Origin of the sequence: Halopseudomonas pachastrellae (assembly GCF_900114765.1) — a bacterium.
Classification (GTDB): domain Bacteria; phylum Pseudomonadota; class Gammaproteobacteria; order Pseudomonadales; family Pseudomonadaceae; genus Halopseudomonas; species Halopseudomonas pachastrellae.
On record NZ_FOUD01000011.1, the window covers coordinates 40,885 to 55,513 of the forward strand.

The 14,629-nt window shown below is 63.3% G+C and carries 12 protein-coding genes; 4 read left to right on the top strand and 8 right to left on the bottom strand.

Annotated elements, in window-relative coordinates; translation table 11 throughout:
- Positions 1 to 22 precede the first annotated feature (22 nt).
- Positions 23 to 1,327 carry an NAD(P)/FAD-dependent oxidoreductase gene (locus BM116_RS10000; protein ID WP_083725686.1) on the top strand — a complete coding sequence of 435 codons (1,305 nt, stop codon included), beginning with the start codon at positions 23 to 25 and terminating at the stop codon, positions 1,325 to 1,327.
- Between the two features lie 91 nt (positions 1,328 to 1,418).
- Here BM116_RS10000 and BM116_RS10005 read toward each other — a convergent pair whose 3' ends face one another.
- From BM116_RS10005 to BM116_RS10035, 7 genes are all read right to left on the bottom strand, one after another.
- Positions 1,419 to 2,783: a ribonuclease J gene (locus BM116_RS10005; protein WP_083725684.1), complete on the bottom strand. Its 1,365-nt coding sequence runs from the start codon at positions 2,781 to 2,783 to the stop codon at positions 1,419 to 1,421.
- Positions 2,784 to 2,966: 183 nt separating this feature from the next.
- Positions 2,967 to 4,196, bottom strand: coding sequence for a nucleoside recognition domain-containing protein (locus BM116_RS10010; RefSeq protein ID WP_083725682.1), 1,230 nt, complete (start codon positions 4,194 to 4,196; stop codon positions 2,967 to 2,969).
- 6 nt (positions 4,197 to 4,202) lie between these two features.
- Positions 4,203 to 5,090: an N-acetylmuramoyl-L-alanine amidase gene (locus BM116_RS10015; RefSeq protein ID WP_083725680.1), complete on the bottom strand. Its 888-nt coding sequence runs from the start codon at positions 5,088 to 5,090 to the stop codon at positions 4,203 to 4,205.
- Positions 5,087 to 6,811 carry a GGDEF domain-containing protein gene (locus BM116_RS10020; RefSeq protein ID WP_083725678.1) on the bottom strand — a complete coding sequence of 575 codons (1,725 nt, stop codon included), beginning with the start codon at positions 6,809 to 6,811 and terminating at the stop codon, positions 5,087 to 5,089. The genes BM116_RS10015 and BM116_RS10020 overlap by 4 nt, the downstream gene beginning before the upstream one ends.
- A 51-nt stretch (positions 6,812 to 6,862) precedes the next feature.
- Complete coding sequence (locus BM116_RS10025; RefSeq protein WP_083725703.1) at positions 6,863 to 7,672, bottom strand: endonuclease/exonuclease/phosphatase family protein; 810 nt, start codon at positions 7,670 to 7,672, stop codon at positions 6,863 to 6,865.
- A gap of 51 nt (positions 7,673 to 7,723) precedes the next feature.
- Complete coding sequence (locus BM116_RS10030) at positions 7,724 to 8,362, bottom strand: thiol:disulfide interchange protein DsbA/DsbL (RefSeq protein WP_083725676.1); 639 nt, start codon at positions 8,360 to 8,362, stop codon at positions 7,724 to 7,726.
- A 138-nt stretch (positions 8,363 to 8,500) separates the two neighbouring features.
- Positions 8,501 to 9,109 (bottom strand): c-type cytochrome, encoded by a 609-nt coding sequence (locus BM116_RS10035; RefSeq protein ID WP_083725674.1) that lies wholly within the window; start codon positions 9,107 to 9,109, stop codon positions 8,501 to 8,503.
- Between the two features lie 304 nt (positions 9,110 to 9,413).
- Between BM116_RS10035 and yihA the strand changes: the two genes are divergently transcribed.
- Positions 9,414 to 10,052, top strand: coding sequence for a ribosome biogenesis GTP-binding protein YihA/YsxC (gene yihA / locus BM116_RS10040; RefSeq protein ID WP_083725672.1), 639 nt, complete (start codon positions 9,414 to 9,416; stop codon positions 10,050 to 10,052).
- A gap of 446 nt (positions 10,053 to 10,498) precedes the next feature.
- On the opposite strand, the gene polA is transcribed toward yihA, so the two are convergent.
- The gene (gene polA / locus BM116_RS10045) at positions 10,499 to 13,243 is read right to left on the bottom strand and encodes a DNA polymerase I (RefSeq protein WP_083725670.1); all 2,745 of its coding nucleotides are present in this window, start codon (positions 13,241 to 13,243) and stop codon (positions 10,499 to 10,501) included.
- A 132-nt stretch (positions 13,244 to 13,375) separates the two neighbouring features.
- Here polA and BM116_RS10050 point away from each other — a divergent pair, with 132 nt between their 5' ends.
- Together BM116_RS10050 and BM116_RS10055 are read left to right on the top strand one after the other, a co-directional pair.
- Positions 13,376 to 13,600, top strand: coding sequence for a DUF2782 domain-containing protein (locus BM116_RS10050; protein WP_235846737.1), 225 nt, complete (start codon positions 13,376 to 13,378; stop codon positions 13,598 to 13,600).
- 8 nt (positions 13,601 to 13,608) lie between these two features.
- Positions 13,609 to 14,562 carry a homoserine kinase gene (locus tag BM116_RS10055; protein ID WP_083725666.1) on the top strand — a complete coding sequence of 318 codons (954 nt, stop codon included), beginning with the start codon at positions 13,609 to 13,611 and terminating at the stop codon, positions 14,560 to 14,562.
- The last annotated feature ends 67 nt before the right edge of the window (positions 14,563 to 14,629 follow it).

Sequence of the window (14,629 nt, forward strand, 5' to 3'; positions counted from 1 at the left end):
ATGACCGCGAACGGATAACCCCATGCTGCGCAGCGCAACCCATACCCATGAGCACGCCCCCTCCTATTACGCCGCCACTGCCAACCAGCAGCTTGGGCTGCCGGTGTTGCAAGGCGAGGAGCAGGCCGATGTCTGCATCGTTGGTGGCGGCTTTACCGGGGTCAACACCGCGCTGGAGTTGGCCGAACGCGGGCTCTCTGTAGTGCTGCTGGAAGCACATCAGATCGGCTGGGGTGCCAGCGGCCGCAATGGCGGTCAGCTGATTCGTGGCGTTGGCCATGACGTCGACCGTTTTGAAAAGCAGATTGGCGCCGAGGGTGTGCGCAGCCTGAAGCTGATGGGCATTGAGGCGGTAGAGATCGTCACCGAGCGGATCGCGCGCTTCAATATCGATTGCGACCTGACCATGGGCTATTGCGATCTGGCCAACAAGCCGGCGCACATGGAAGGCTTTCTGGCCGACCGCGAGGAGCTTAAATCCTTGGGCTACCGCCATGAAATGACGCTGATCGAGCGCGAGCAGCTGCACAGCGTGGTCGGCTCCGATCAATATATCGGCGGCATGACCGACATGGGCTCCGGCCACTTGCACCCGCTTAATCTGGTGTTGGGCGAAGCAGCCGCAGCCCGTCAGCTCGGCGCTCGGCTGTTTGAGCATTCGCCAGTCAGCCGCATCGAGTATGGCGACACCCTGACCGTGCACACCGCAACTGGCCGGGTGCGCGCAAAGCAGCTGGTGCTGGGCTGCAATGCCTATATGGGCCAGCTTAACCCCAAGTTGGGCGGCACGGTGATTCCGGCCGGTAGTTACGTGATTGCCACCGAACCGCTGGGCGCGGAGCGTGCACGTAGTCTGATCCCGCAGAACATGGCGCTGTGTGATCAGCGCGTGGCATTGGATTACTACCGTCTCTCGGCTGACCATCGCCTGCTGTTTGGCGGCGCCTGTCACTATTCAGGCCGCGACCCGGCGGACATCGCCGCCTACATGCGCCCCAAGATGCTCAAGGTGTTCCCGCAGCTGGCCGATGTGAAGGTCGAGTTCCAGTGGGGCGGCATGATCGGCATCGGCGCCAACCGCCTGCCGCAGATCGGCCGGCTGGATGAGCAGCCCAACGTGTTTTATGCCCAGGCCTACTCCGGCCACGGCGTCAACGCCACCCACCTGGCCGCCCGCCTGCTCGCCGACGCCATCGCCACCCAGGCCAGTAGCGGTTTCGACGTGTTCGCCAAGGTCCCGCACATGGCCTTCCCGGGTGGTCAGCGTTTCCGCGCGCCGCTGCTGGCGATGGGGATGCTGTGGGAGCGGACTAAAGAGCTGTTTTGACCCCGCGCGCTTGGGCGCGCGGGGAGCTGCAAGCTACAAGCTACAAGCTAAACAAGCGTGAGCTGGCAGCAAAGTCGTGCGCTGCGGGGTTTTACTTGCGGCTTGAGGCTTGTGGCTTGTCGCTCGGGTTTAGGTCGACCAACCCCCACGGCAGCTCCGCCACTTTGACGGGCTGTGCGCCAAGATCGATCAAATCGCCGTTGCCGGGGATCAGGCCGCGCAGGCCGAGTTCTCGGCCCAGGGCCATATGCGCCTGCTGGTGATAAAGCTCGCCGTGGACCGGCAGCAGGTAGCGGGCTTTGAGCCAGCTGTAGAGCTGGCGCAGGTCGTCCTGCGGGGGGTGGCCGGAGGCGTGCACCTCGGGTTGCATGTCGTCGTCAATCAGCTCAACGCCCTGCTCTTTCAGGCCCTGCTTGATGCGCTCTAGCGCGACTTCGTTGCCGGGGATCAGGCGTGAGGAAAAGATCACGGTATCGCCCGGCTCCAAGCTCAGGTGCGGATGACTGCCTGCAGCCAGCCTGCCCAGCGCCGCGCCGGGTTCGCCCTGGCTGCCGGTGCACACCCAGAGCTGCTGTTCGCGCGGCAAATGGCCCAGCTCCCATGGCCCGATGTAACCGGGCCGGCCCGGTAGATAGCCCTGTGCGCGGCCAATGCTGTGCATGTGGGTTAAGCTGCGGCCCAGTAGCGCGGCGTAGCGAGCGCAGTCAAAGGCAATGTCCGCCAGGCTGTGCAGGCGCGCCAGATTGCTGGCAAAGCAGGTGACGATGACACGCTGGCGGCAGGGCCGAATGGCATCCTGCAGACCGTTTTGCACGGCAGCCTCGGAGCGACTGGCGCCGGGCACCGAGGCGTTAGTCGAGTCACCGATGATGACATCAATCCCGGCGCGGCCGAGCTGCTGCAGTCGCGCCTGCGCGGTAAGCTCGCCAACCACCGGTTGGTTGTCCAGCTTCCAGTCACCACTGTGGTACAGGCGTTTGCCGGCGACCTCCAGCACGATGGCATGGGACTCGGGGATCGAGTGGGTGACCGGAATCCACTCGGCCTGAAAGGCGCCAATGCCGATGGGCTCCAGCGGACGAATCTCCTGCAAACGCGGCCAGGTCAGCCCCGGGTCCAGTTTGGCGCGAATCAATTGCGCCGCAAACGGGCTGGCGTAGATAGGGCAATCCAGTGCGCGCCAGAGGTGTGGAATAGCGCCAATGTGGTCTTCGTGGCCGTGGGTTATGAGAATCGCCGACAGCGTGATGTCATAGCGCTCCAGCGCTGCCAGGCTGGGCACCGAGACGGCGTTGCGACCGCTGGGCGTCGGGTTCAGGGCAAAGCCACAATCCACCGCAATCCACTCACCGGCCGAACCATACAGATAGAAGTTGGCGCCGAACATGCCTGCACCGCCCAAGGCCACAAACCAGGGGCCGGGTTGGCGGTGGAGTTGGTCGACGCGGGCGCGCATTGGGAAGCCTTATGTTGTTTGTGAAGAGGTGTACTGCGCGGCTGGAAGCCGAAGGCTTGAAGCTTGAAGCAGAGCGAGTGGCTACCAGCTTTTGCGACCATCATAGGGTGCTTGACGCGGCAGAGCCAGTTGGCAGACTGATTTGCTTCCAGCTTCCAGCTTCCAGCTTCCAGCTTCCAGCTGTCAGCCAAAAAACCAATAGCAAACGCCGATGGCGGTGAGCATGCCGGCCAGATCAGCCAGCAGCGCGCAGCCCAGCGCGTGGCGCACGCGGCTGATGCCGATGGCACCGAAGTAGACGGCGAGCACGTAGAAGGTGGTTTCGGTGCTGCCCTGGAAGGTGGCGGCCAGTTGGGCGGGGAAGCTGTCGACGCCGAAGGTATCCATGGTTTCGATCATCATGGCGCGCGAGCCGCTGCCTGACAGCGGTTTGATGAAGGCGGTTGGCAGGGCGTCGATAAAACGGGTGTCCCAGCCGAGTCCTTCGATCAGCCAGCGAATGCCGTCGAGCAGGGCGTCGAGCACACCGCTGGCGCGCAACACGCCGACGGCAACCAGCATGGCGACCAGAAACGGCAGTAGCGAGATGGTGACCTCAAAGCCCTGTTTGGCGCCTTCGATAAAGCTGTCGTAGACGTTCACCTTGCGCAGCGCGGCGATCAACAGAAAGGCGATGACGATACCGAACAAGGTCAGGTTGCCTACCAGTGTGGAGGTGGCTGCCAGCGCCTCGGCCGACAGGCCAGCCAGGGTGGTCAGCAGCAGCCCGAGGGCGACGGCGCCGCCTGCCAGATACGCAAGCACAACCGGGTCCCAGAGCCGCAGGCGCTGAATCAGCGCAACGCTCAGCAGGCCAACCAGGCTGGATGCGCTGGTGGCTAGCAGAATCGGCAGGAACACCTCGGTCGGGTCGCTGGCGCCCTGCTGCGCGCGGTACATGAAGATGGTGATCGGCAGCAGGGTCAGCGACGAGGTGTTGAGCACCATGAACAGGATCTGCGCGTTGCTGGCGGTGTCCTTGCTCGGGTTGAGGCTCTGCAGTGAGTGCATGGCCTTGATGCCGATGGGCGTGGCGGCGTTATCCAGGCCGAGCACGTTGGCGGCAAAGTTCATGGTGATATGCCCCAGCGCCGGGTGGCCTGCCGGCACCTCCGGCATCAAGCGGCGAAACAGCGGCGTGAGCAGGCGGGCTAGTTGATTGATCAGTCCGGCTTTTTCGGCAATGTTGAGAAAGCCCAGCCACAGGGTCATGGTGCCGACCAGCACCAGAATGATGTCCACGCTCAGTCGTGCCATGTCGAACAGCGCGGTCACCAGGCGGCTGAACACTTCGGCATCGCCCAGCCCCAGCCATTGCCAGAGCGCGGCAGCAAAGGCGCTGATGAAGAAGCCGAGCCAGATCCAGTTCAGCATGTCGGGTCAGTCCGCCGCGGCGCAGGGCGGCAGGCGTGGGCTGAGCTGAGCCTGATCGGCTTGATACCACTGCGGCGCCGGGTCATTGAGCAGTGCGCTGCCCTGCTCCGGTACCAGCGCGGCAAGCAGGGCTGCGGTCTCGCTGTCGGGCAGGCCGTCAAAGCGCGCCTGACGAAAACGCATCTGGAAGGCGGCAATCACGTTGCGCGTAGCGTCATCCAGCTTGCCGTGGGTCGGCACCTCGTAGCCCCAGCGCTGCAGCCCCTGCTGAAACCAGGCCACCGAGGGTGTGCGGCCCATCAGCCAGTGGCGCATGACATCGGTGCGCTGCGGATCAACACGGGTGGCCAGGCCAGCCGCTTCAAGTTGCGCCCACGGAAACAGCGGGCCCGGGTCAACCTTGCGTTGTGGCGCGACGTCACTATGGCCGATGAAGGCCTCTGGCGGCAGCTGGTGGCGCTGCTGGATGTCCTTGAGCAGGTCGATCAGTGCGTCGATCTGGGCTTCCTCCCAGGGGTGCCACTGGCGGCAGGTGGCCGTGTCGGTGTAGCCGGGTTGTACCAGCTCGATGCCGATCGAGCTGGCGTTCAGCCAGGTGCGGCCCTGCCAGCTGCTGTCGCCGGCATGCCAGGCGCGGCGGTTTTCATCCACCAGCTGATAGATTACCGGCTCACCGTCGCTGATCAGGTAATGACTGCTGACATCGCGCTGGGTCAGGGTGAAGAGTGAGCGCTCGAAACCGGACGAGGTGTAATGCAGCACCACGTACTGCACCCGGCTGTCCTGGCTTTTGGCCTGGTAGCGGGTGTCGATGTTTGGCCCCGTGCTGCAGCCGGTAAGCAGCGCGGCAGTCAGGAGGGTAGGCAGACGGATTAGACGGAAAAGCAGACTCATGGGGTTGCTGCGCGCACCACTCGGTTGCGGCCCAGTTCCTTGGCCTGGTACATCGCCTTGTCGGCGCGGTCAAAGGCGCTGTCCAGCGAGTCGTCACGGATGAACTCGGTAAAGCCCAGCGAGATGGTGACCGGCACCGGTTCGCTCTTGAAGTGGAAAGGCGTGCCTTCGATACCGCTGCGCAGCGCCTCCAGTGCAACGATACCCTGCTCCGGGCTGACGCCGGGCATTAGGATGACAAACTCTTCACCGCCAAAGCGACCGATAAAATCGGTCTTGCGCAGCCGCCGTGACACTTGCTGGGCGATCAGGCGTAGCACCTTGTCGCCGGCCAGGTGGCCAAAGCGGTCGTTGATCGACTTGAAGTGGTCAACGTCGAGTACGACCAGCAGCAGGCGGCCGCCGTAGCGCTGCCAGCGTTCAAACTCTTCGTCCATGCGTTGCTGCAGGCCGCTGCGATTGGCGAGCCCGGTGAGGTTGTCGATCAGCGCTTGTTGGCGTTGCTCCTCAAGGTGATGGCGGAAGGTCTGAGCCTCCACCTCCATGGCCTGGATACGTTCGACCATGGTGCTCAGCCGTTCGGCCACTTCGCTGTCGCGTGCTTCGCGCAGCTCCCGGGCCTTGTCGATGTTTTCCAGCAGCGAGTTCAGCCGCGCTTCGACGTTGGCCTTGAGTGAACTCAGGTCGTCGGCATCGCGTACGCTGTCATTGAGCACCTGCACCTGGCCGCGAATGGCACCGCTGAGCTCGCGCTCGGCATCCAGCGAGCCGCTGTAGCTGTTCTGGGCCTCTTCCAGGTTGCCCTGAAACTGGAAGAGGCGCTCGTTGAGTTGCAGCAGGTAGCGTTCGAAATCGGCTTGGCGGCTTTGCTGGGCGCCGAGCACCAGCTCGCATAGGGCATCCAGGGCCGCGGTCAGTTCGTACCAGTTGAGCCCCTTGCTGACCTGCTCGCGCAGTCGATCGCGTGCGGTTTGCTGGGTTTCCAGTATCTGCAATTCAGCCAGCAGGCGCAGCAGGATGGATTCGATATGCGCCGCCAGCTGGGAAAAGCGCTGTTCCTCGCCGCTGATGTTGCTGGCGCTGTCGGTGGGCCGTTCGGTCTCGTCCGGCGGCGCGGTGAGAATGTCTTCCTGGGCTTGCGCCTCGATAGCGAGCGCAGGGGCCTGATCGTCAATCAACGGGCCTTGCTCAGGCGCGGGCGCAGGCTCTAGTTCGGGCTCTGGCTCGGTACGCGGCTTGCGCCGCAGCAGGCGGGACCAGAGGCCGCTGTTGCCTTGCTCCTCGCTGTGCTGCAGGGTTTGCTGCTGCAGCTGCTGTAGCTCCTCCAGTAGCGACGGCAGCTTGCGCGGGAGTTCGGCAAGCTCACCGAGCTGGCGCTCCAATGCACGCAGCGCACGGGACACCTCGCGCGGCGGCTCACAGTCCTGCAGCTGCTCGATCAGTTGCTGGACTGCCTTGCTGGTGTTGCTGGAGGCCTGTTGACGATTCTGATCGGCGGTCAGCACGGCACGCTCAAGGTCGGGTAGCAGTTCGCCCAGCAGGTGCGCAGGTGCGTCCGAGCGCAGGGCACGGCGCAGCTCGTTCAGGCGCTTGTCCAGCAGCGGGTCGATACCGGAAGCCGCAATACTCACCCGTACCAGCCCGCGCTTGAGCAGCTCGGTCTGCTCTTCAGGCTCGAAATAGCGGGAAGAGCCGTTGGTGTTTGGCTGGGTATCCGACATGATGGCTCCGGGGTTGATTCCCAGAGATTATAGGGTATGTGGGGTGACTGGCTAGCTTTGGCAGAGGCTGGTTGGCAGTTTGATGTGCATCGCCACGGGCAGGTGGTCCGAGATCGCCTGTGGCAGTACGTCCACCCGGTCGATCTCAAGGCTGGGGCTGATCAGGATGTGATCCAGCACCCGGGCCGGGCGCCAGCTGGGGTAAGTGCCGGGCAGGTCGGGGGCTTGCAGGTTGGCGCCCTTGAGCGGTGAGTGTTCCAGCAGATCTTCGGCGTGGGTGTTCATGTCGCCCATCAGGACTACGTGGCGGTGATCGGCGATCCGCTCGCGGACATAGGCCAGCTGGTTGGCGCGCCCCTTGGTGCTCAGCGCCAGGTGCATCATGACCACCAGCAGCGATTCCTCGCCCTGGCCGAACTGGGTCAGGATAGCGCCACGGCCCGGCAGAATGCCCGGTAGCTTGTGGTCTTCCAGCAGGTCAGGCGCGTAGCGGCTGAGCAAGCCGTTGGAGTGCTGGGCAAAGCGCCCGAGGTTGCGGTTGAGCTGCTGATACCAGTAGGGGAATGCCCCTTCGCGGGCCAGATGTTCGACCTGATTGACGAAGCCGGAGCGCAGGCTACCGCCGTCAACTTCCTGCAGAGCCACCAGATCAAACTCGTTGAGCAATTGCGCCACACGCCTCAGCTGCTGCTGGCGCCCGGCGTGGGGTAGCAGATGCTGCCAGCTGCGGGTCAGGTAGTGGTGATAGCGCTGGGTATTGATGCCGACCTGGATATTGAAGCTCAGCAGGCGCAGTACATCGGGTAGCGGCTGCCGGTCGGTGGCGCACTGTTCATTGGTGCGCAGCTCTCCCGGGGCCATGTGACCCCGGGTGGTGCGGCGACCATTGATGTTGCCGACCGAGAGCATGGATCAGCCCTGTGTTGCCTGACGTTCCTGCTCGATCAGGTACTCGGCAATTTTCATCATGTTTTCGTAGCTGCCGGCCATTTGGCCTTCGATACGGTATTTGCCGTTGATGATCAGGCAGGGTACGCCGGTTGCACGGTAGGAGCGGGCCAGGCGGGTGGCCTGATCGATACGGCTCTTCACGCCGAAGGAGCTCCATGCCTTGCGGAATTCGTCTTCGCTGATGCCGTAGGCTTCCAGGAAGTCGATCATGGCGTCTTCATCGGCCAGACGGTTGTTCTGCTTGTGGATCGCGTTGAAGACGGCGTCGTGGGTCTCTTCCAGCTTGCCCAGGCTGTCCAGGGTGTAGAACAGCTGACCGTGGGTGTTCCAGGCGCCGCCGAACATGGCCGGAACCGGACGGAAGACCACGTCCTCGGGCAGGGTTTTGCTCCACTCGGTGACCATCGGGTTCAGGGTGTAGCAGTGCGGGCAGCCGTACCAGAACAGCTCTGCCACCTCGATCTTGTCCGGGTCGGCGGTCGCGGCCGGGGTCGGCAGGACGACGTAATGCACACCAGCCTGGTAGGGGGCTTCCTGGGCCTGGACCAGAGCAAAGCTGCCAAGCAGCCAGATCAGGGCAACGCTGAACAACGCACGCATGTAGTACTCCAAAACGGGGTGATGACGGATGTGAGACCCGACAGTAGAACAAAGATTCCGTGATTACCAGATACAAACCTTGCGGGCACAAAAAAGGGCAGCCGCCGGCTACCCTTTATTTGTTACAAGTGCTTACGCTTAACGCAGGCCCTGGATATAGGCGGAAACCGCTTCGATATCCTTGTTGCTCAGACGGCTGGCAACGGTACGCATGATGGCAGCGTCACCGTCGTTGGTGCGGTTGCCTTCACGGAAGTCGGTCAGCTGCTTGGCAGTGTAGGTGGCGTGCTGGCCAGCCAGGCGCGGATAGGAGGCCGGCGGGTTACCCTTGCCAGTCGGGGAGTGGCAGCCAGTGCAAGACGGCAGGCCGGTATCCAGGTTGCCGCCACGGAAAATGGCTTCGCCGCGCTCGGCCAGAGCCGGGTCAGCAGCGCCCAGCGTCATGCTCTGGGAGGCAAAGTAGGCAGCGATGTCTGCCAGATCCTGCTCGTTCAGTCCGTCCAGCATGCCGGTCATTTCAACGACAGTGCGGCGACCTTCCTTGATATCAGTGATCTGCTTGAGCAGATACTGCTCACCCTGGCCGGCCAGCTTCGGGAAGTAGGGGGCTGGGCTGTTGCCGTCTGCACCGTGACAGGCGCCACAGACGGCGACCTTGCCCTGACCGGCTTCTGCGTTGCCCTCGAGAGCGTGCGCGCTCGTGGCGACACCCAGGGTCAACACCAGACTAACGAGTAATTTATTCATCGGCTAATCCAATAACGGCTAAAAGAAACGTGTTGGCTTTGCCTGCTGTCCGGCCTTGATGACCGCGTTATTCAGCGCAGGCTACCTTGATTTTGTGCTCATGCTAGCGGCGCACTGGCCCCGGCGCAATGGCTGAAATGCCGCACCCTGGACCGCAGCCTGACTGGTAAGCCTTTTTTGCCCCTGACACGAGCCGAGGCAATTGGTCAGTGCTTCCCAGAACCGCCGCATTATATACTAAGCGGGCCGCAAACGTGAACGTCATCAGTGTCCGGCCTGTCGCGCCGGCTTCAACGGGAATTCCATGTCTTCCAGCACCCCCCTCGTCTCCCTCTGCCAGCAGGCTACCTTTATCAAGAGTGCCAGCCTGGTGTCCCAGTGCCCGCCTGACATCGGCTTGGAAGTGGCCTTTGCCGGACGCTCCAACGCGGGCAAGTCCAGTGCCCTCAACACCCTGACCCACGCGCGACTGGCACGCACCTCGAAGACGCCCGGCCGCACGCAGCTGATCAATTTCTTCAAGCTGGATGATGAGCGTCGCCTGGTTGACCTGCCCGGTTACGGCTACGCCAAGGTGCCGCTGGAGCTCAAGGCGCACTGGCAGCAGCATCTGGATGCCTACCTGACCGGCCGCCAGAGCCTGGTCGGGCTGGTGCTGGTGATGGATCTGCGTCATCCGCTGTCGGATTTTGACTGCATGATGCTGGAGTGGGCGCGCAAGAGTGATATCCCGGCCCACGTGCTGCTCAGCAAGGCTGACAAGATGGCCTTTGGCGCGGCCAAGAATGCGCTGCTCAAGGTGCAGACGCGGATGCGCAAGGAACTGGGCTCCAATGCCAGCGTGCAGCTGTTCTCCTCACCCAAGCGCATGGGTATTGATGAGGCCCACGGGCGGTTGGCGCAGTGGTTGTTCCCGGCTGAGCAGGAAGATAGCGAGGGATAGCCGGGCAACGGTCGACGGCAGGCGGGTGAGCGAAATCGCATCAAACCTGAATTTCAGGCAAAAAAAACCCCGAGCTTCTATGGGGAGGGAGGCTCGGGGTTAACTAACCGGGCTGTGCTAGGAAAGGGAGTGCCCGGTTTTTCTGCCAACACTAAATCACATCTAAGGAGCATGAATGGCTCTCAAGCCGTTCATAAGCTCTGACCGGGTGGGTTCGGGATAAGTTCAAAAAAAGTTTTAGACGGAAGGGTTATGAAAACGGCAGCGCTTAGGTGCTGCCGTTTTCAGCTGGAAGCTGGAGGCCTGAAGCTGGAAGCAGTCCGCGCTGCAGCGCGCTTTGGCTTTCAGCTCAGCTCTTGCTTGAGGGGGGCGCGCCGAGGCATCCTGATTTAGCTTCCAGCTTCCAGCTTCCAGCTTCCAGCTTCCAGCCCGGCCCAAAGGGCCGCCTAGTGCGCCTCGTCCCAGTTATCACCCACGCCTACCTCGACCACCAGCGGCACATCGAGTTCGGCGGCTTGGGCCATGTGTTCCTTGAGGCCTTGAGTCACTGCGTCGATCTGGTCTTCACGCACTTCCAGTACCAGTTCGTCGTGTACCTGCATGATGACTCGGGCGTCCAGGCTGCTGTCGTTCAGCCAGGCCGCTACCTTGATCATGGCGCGTTTAATGATGTCGGCGGCGGTGCCTTGCATCGGCGCGTTGATGGCAGTGCGTTCGGCGGCCTTGCGCATGGCCTGGTTCTTGGCGTGAATTTCCGGCAGGTACAGCCGGCGGCCGAACAGGGTTTCGACATAGCCCTGCTCGCTGGCCTGCTCGCGGGTGCGCTCCATGTAGCTGAGCACGCCCGGGTAGCGGGCGAAGTAACGGTCGATGTAGGCCTGGGCCTGCTTGCGGTCGACGCCGATCTGCTTGGCCAGGCCGAAGGCGCTCATGCCGTAGATCAGGCCGAAGTTGATCGCCTTGGCGCTACGCCGCTGATCCGAGCTGACCTCATCCAGCTCGACCCCGAACACTTCGGCGGCGGTGGCGCGGTGTACGTCCAGATCGTGCTTGAAGGCATCCAGCAGGCCGGCGTCCTGGGCCAGGTGCGCCATGATGCGCAGCTCGATCTGCGAGTAGTCGGCGGCCAGCAGCTTGTAGCCTTTGGGCGCGACAAAGGCCTGACGAATACGCCGGCCCTCGGTGGTGCGGATCGGGATGTTCTGCAGGTTCGGATCGGACGACGACAAGCGCCCGGTAGCGGCCACGGCCTGATGGTAGGAGGTGTGGATGCGCCCGGTACGCGGGTTGATCTGCTCCGGCAGGCGGTCGGTGTAGGTGCTCTTGAGCTTGCTGACGCTGCGGTACTGCATGATCACCTGCGGCAGCTCGAAGCCCTGCTCGGCCAGTTCGGCCAGTACCGTTTCGGCGGTCGAGGGCTGACCCTTTGCGGTCTTTGACAGCACCGGCAGGCCCTGCTTTTCATACAGGATGGCACCCAGCTGCTTGGGCGAGCCGAGGTTGAACTCCTCGCCCGCCAGCTCGAACGCCTGGCGTTCCAGTGCCACCATCTTGTCGCCCAGCTCAATGCTCTGCTTGCCCAGCAGATTGGCATCGACCAGCGCGCCGTTGCGTTCGATGCGTGCCAGCACCGGCATCAGCGGCATTTCAATTTCCTGCAGCACGCGCGCCAGTGACGCTTGCGGCTGCAGTTTGGCCCACAGGGTCTGGTGCAGGCGCAGGGTGACGTCGGCGTCTTCGGCGGCGTAGGGGCCCGCCTGCTCCAGCGCAATCTGGTCAAAGGTCAGCTGCTTGCTGCCCTTGCCGGCGATGTCTTCGAACTTGATGGTGCCCTGGCCGAGATACTTGAGCGACAGGCTGTCCATGTCGTGACGGGTGGCGGTGGCGTCCAGCACGTAGGATTCGAGCATGGTGTCAAAGGCCACGCCCTGCACGCGGATGTCGTAGTGGGCCAGCACGTTGATGTCGTACTTGGCGTGCTGCGCGACCTTGGCCTTGGCTGGGTCTTCCAGGTAGGGCTTGAGCGCAGCGAGTACCTTGTCGCGGTCGAGCTGGTCGGGTACGCCCATATAGCTGTGGGCAACCGGAATGTAAGCTGCCTCGTGGGGCTGCACCGCCAGCGACACGCCGACCAGCTCGGCGCGCTGGGCGTCGATGCTGGTGGTTTCGGTGTCAAAGGCGAACAGCTCGGCGGCCTCGAGCTTGACAAGCCAACGGTCAAAGTCGGCTTGCTCGGTGATGATCTCGTACTGGTTTTCCTGGGCTTGCTCGGCGGCCTCGCCATTGTCGCTGGCCTGGCCTGCGGCCTTGGCCTCGCGCAGCAGATCGTCCAGCCAGGTCTTGAACTCCATCTCGCGGCACAGCTCAATCAGCGCCTCGCGGTTGGCAGGGCCGGGCTGCAGGGCGTCGACTTGCACTTCCAGCGGTACGTCCAGCTTGATGGTGGCCAGCTGGTAAGACAGGTAGGCCATTTCCTTGTGCTCTTCAAGCTTTTCGGGCAGCTTTTTGGCGCCGCGAATTGGCAGCTCCGGCACCTTGTCCAGGCTGTTGTAGATCACGTCCAGGCCGCCGCCCACGCCGGTCAGCAGGCCCAGAGCGGTCTTTTCACCAACGCCGGGCACGCCCGGAATGTTGTCGACCTTGTCGCCCATCAGTGCCAGGTAGTCGATGATCAGTTCCGGGCCGATGCCAAACTTGTCGTGCACGCCCTGAATGTCCATCACGGTGCTGGTCATGGTGTTGACCAGGGTGATGTGCTCGTCGACCAGCTGCGCCATGTCCTTGTCGCCGGTGGAGATCACCACCGCACGGCCGGCGTCGGCGCTCTGCCGCGCCAGGGTGCCGATTACGTCGTCGGCCTCTACGCCGTCAACGCACAGCAGCGGCAGGCCGAGTGCGCGCACGGCGGCGTGCAGGGGCTCGATCTGGGCGCGCAGGTCGTCGGGCATGGGGGGGCGATGCGACTTGTACTGCTCGAACATCTCGTCGCGGAAGGTCGGCCCCTTGGCGTCGAATACCACGGCAATCGGGCTGTCGGGGTACTGCTTGAGCAGGCTTTTCAGCATGTTCAGCACGCCTTTCACGGCGCCGGTCGGCTGCCCCTTGCTGGTAGTCAGGGGTGGCAGCGCATGGAAGGCGCGATAAAGGTAGGACGAGCCGTCCACCAGGACGAGAGGTGTGGTATCTGTCATGCGTCAGGTCAACAATTCCGGAGCCAATGGGGCTAGAATGAGAGCATCATTCAGGCAAAGGACAAGACTACCATGATTCGTAAATTTGGCTTTGGATTGGCCGCCGCGCTGTTGTTGGGCAGTGCATCGGTCATGGCGCAGGATGCGGTCCCGGGTGATCCGGAAGTGACCATCCGCCAGGAAGGTGATCGCACGGTTGAGGAGTATCGCGTCAACGGCTTCCTCTATGCCATCAAGGTTATCCCCACCAGCGGCGCGCCCTACTATCTGGTAGCCGTGGATGAAGACGGCAACTACGTGCGCTCCGACCAGCCCGACGGGCTGCGTATCCCCTCCTGGAAGATCTTCGAGTGGTGAGCTGAGCCGTGTCGGTATTTACCCCGCTGGCGCAGGCGGAGTTGGAGACCTTTGTCGCCGGCTTTGACCTGGGGCGCCTGATTGGCTTTCAGGGCATTGAAGGCGGCAGCGAGAACAGCAACTTCTTCGTCAGCTGCGAGCAAGGGGACTTTGTGCTCACCCTGGTCGAGCGTGGCGATCCGGCGGCGTTGCCGTTTCTGGTCGAGTTGCTGGCCTGCTTGCGCGGCGCCGGTCTGGCCGTGCCCTACGCGGTTGCTGATCGCCATGGCCAGTGCCTGCATCAGCTCAAGGGCCGCCCGGCGTTGCTGCAGCCACGCCTGGCCGGGCGCCACGTAGAGCAGCCCGATGCCAGTCACTGCGAGGCGGTGGGTGGTTGGCTGGCGCAGTTGCATCTGGCCACGCGCGACACCGCGCTGGCGCGCCCGGACGAACGCGGTGTCGACTGGATGCAGGATCAGGCGCGGCGTCAGCTGCCGCAACAGAGCGGGCCGCTGGCCGAGGCGCTGGAGGCTTTACTGGCCCAACTGGTGCACTGGCGCCGTCAGGATCCGGGCCTGCCGCGTGCGGTGCTGCACGCCGACCTGTTCCGCGACAATGTGTTGTTTGACGGCCATCACCTGAGCGGGGTGATCGACTTTTACAACGCCGCCAGTGGCTGGATGCTCTACGACGTGGCCATCGCCGTGAACGACTGGTGTCTGGACAGCGAGGGCGCGCTGGAGCCCCGACGTGTGCGTGCCCTGTTGGCGGGATACGCTGCGCGGCGTGCTTTTACGGCCGCCGAGGCGCAGTGCTGGCCCGCCATGCTGCGGCTGGCGGCGCTGCGTTTCTGGCTGTCGCGGCAGATTGCGGCCGAGGAGTTTGCCGGGCAGGACGGTGTTCTGGTCAAAGACCCGCAGCACTTTGCCCGCCTGCTGCTGCAGCATCGGGCCGTTGCTGGTGGTCTGCCGCTGGCGCTCTAGGCGATAGCAGCTAATCTGGTTAGGCACTAACCCAGCGGCGTCGTCAGGCAGTGCCGTTGCCTAACGG

Bases quoted from the DNA above. Each gene is read 5' to 3' on its own strand.
- BM116_RS10000 (WP_083725686.1), top strand. From the start codon at position 23: ATGCTGCGCAGCGCAACCCATACCCATGAGCACGCCCCCTCCTATTAC.
- BM116_RS10005 (WP_083725684.1), bottom strand. From the start codon at position 2,783: ATGCGCGCCCGCGTCGACCAACTCCACCGCCAACCCGGCCCCTGGTTT.
- BM116_RS10010 (WP_083725682.1), bottom strand. From the start codon at position 4,196: ATGCTGAACTGGATCTGGCTCGGCTTCTTCATCAGCGCCTTTGCTGCC.
- BM116_RS10015 (WP_083725680.1), bottom strand. From the start codon at position 5,090: ATGAGTCTGCTTTTCCGTCTAATCCGTCTGCCTACCCTCCTGACTGCC.
- BM116_RS10020 (WP_083725678.1), bottom strand. From the start codon at position 6,811: ATGTCGGATACCCAGCCAAACACCAACGGCTCTTCCCGCTATTTCGAG.
- BM116_RS10025 (WP_083725703.1), bottom strand. From the start codon at position 7,672: ATGGCCCCGGGAGAGCTGCGCACCAATGAACAGTGCGCCACCGACCGG.
- BM116_RS10030 (WP_083725676.1), bottom strand. From the start codon at position 8,362: ATGCGTGCGTTGTTCAGCGTTGCCCTGATCTGGCTGCTTGGCAGCTTT.
- BM116_RS10035 (WP_083725674.1), bottom strand. From the start codon at position 9,109: ATGAATAAATTACTCGTTAGTCTGGTGTTGACCCTGGGTGTCGCCACG.
- yihA (WP_083725672.1), top strand. From the start codon at position 9,414: ATGTCTTCCAGCACCCCCCTCGTCTCCCTCTGCCAGCAGGCTACCTTT.
- polA (WP_083725670.1), bottom strand. From the start codon at position 13,243: ATGACAGATACCACACCTCTCGTCCTGGTGGACGGCTCGTCCTACCTT.
- BM116_RS10050 (WP_235846737.1), top strand. From the start codon at position 13,376: ATGGCGCAGGATGCGGTCCCGGGTGATCCGGAAGTGACCATCCGCCAG.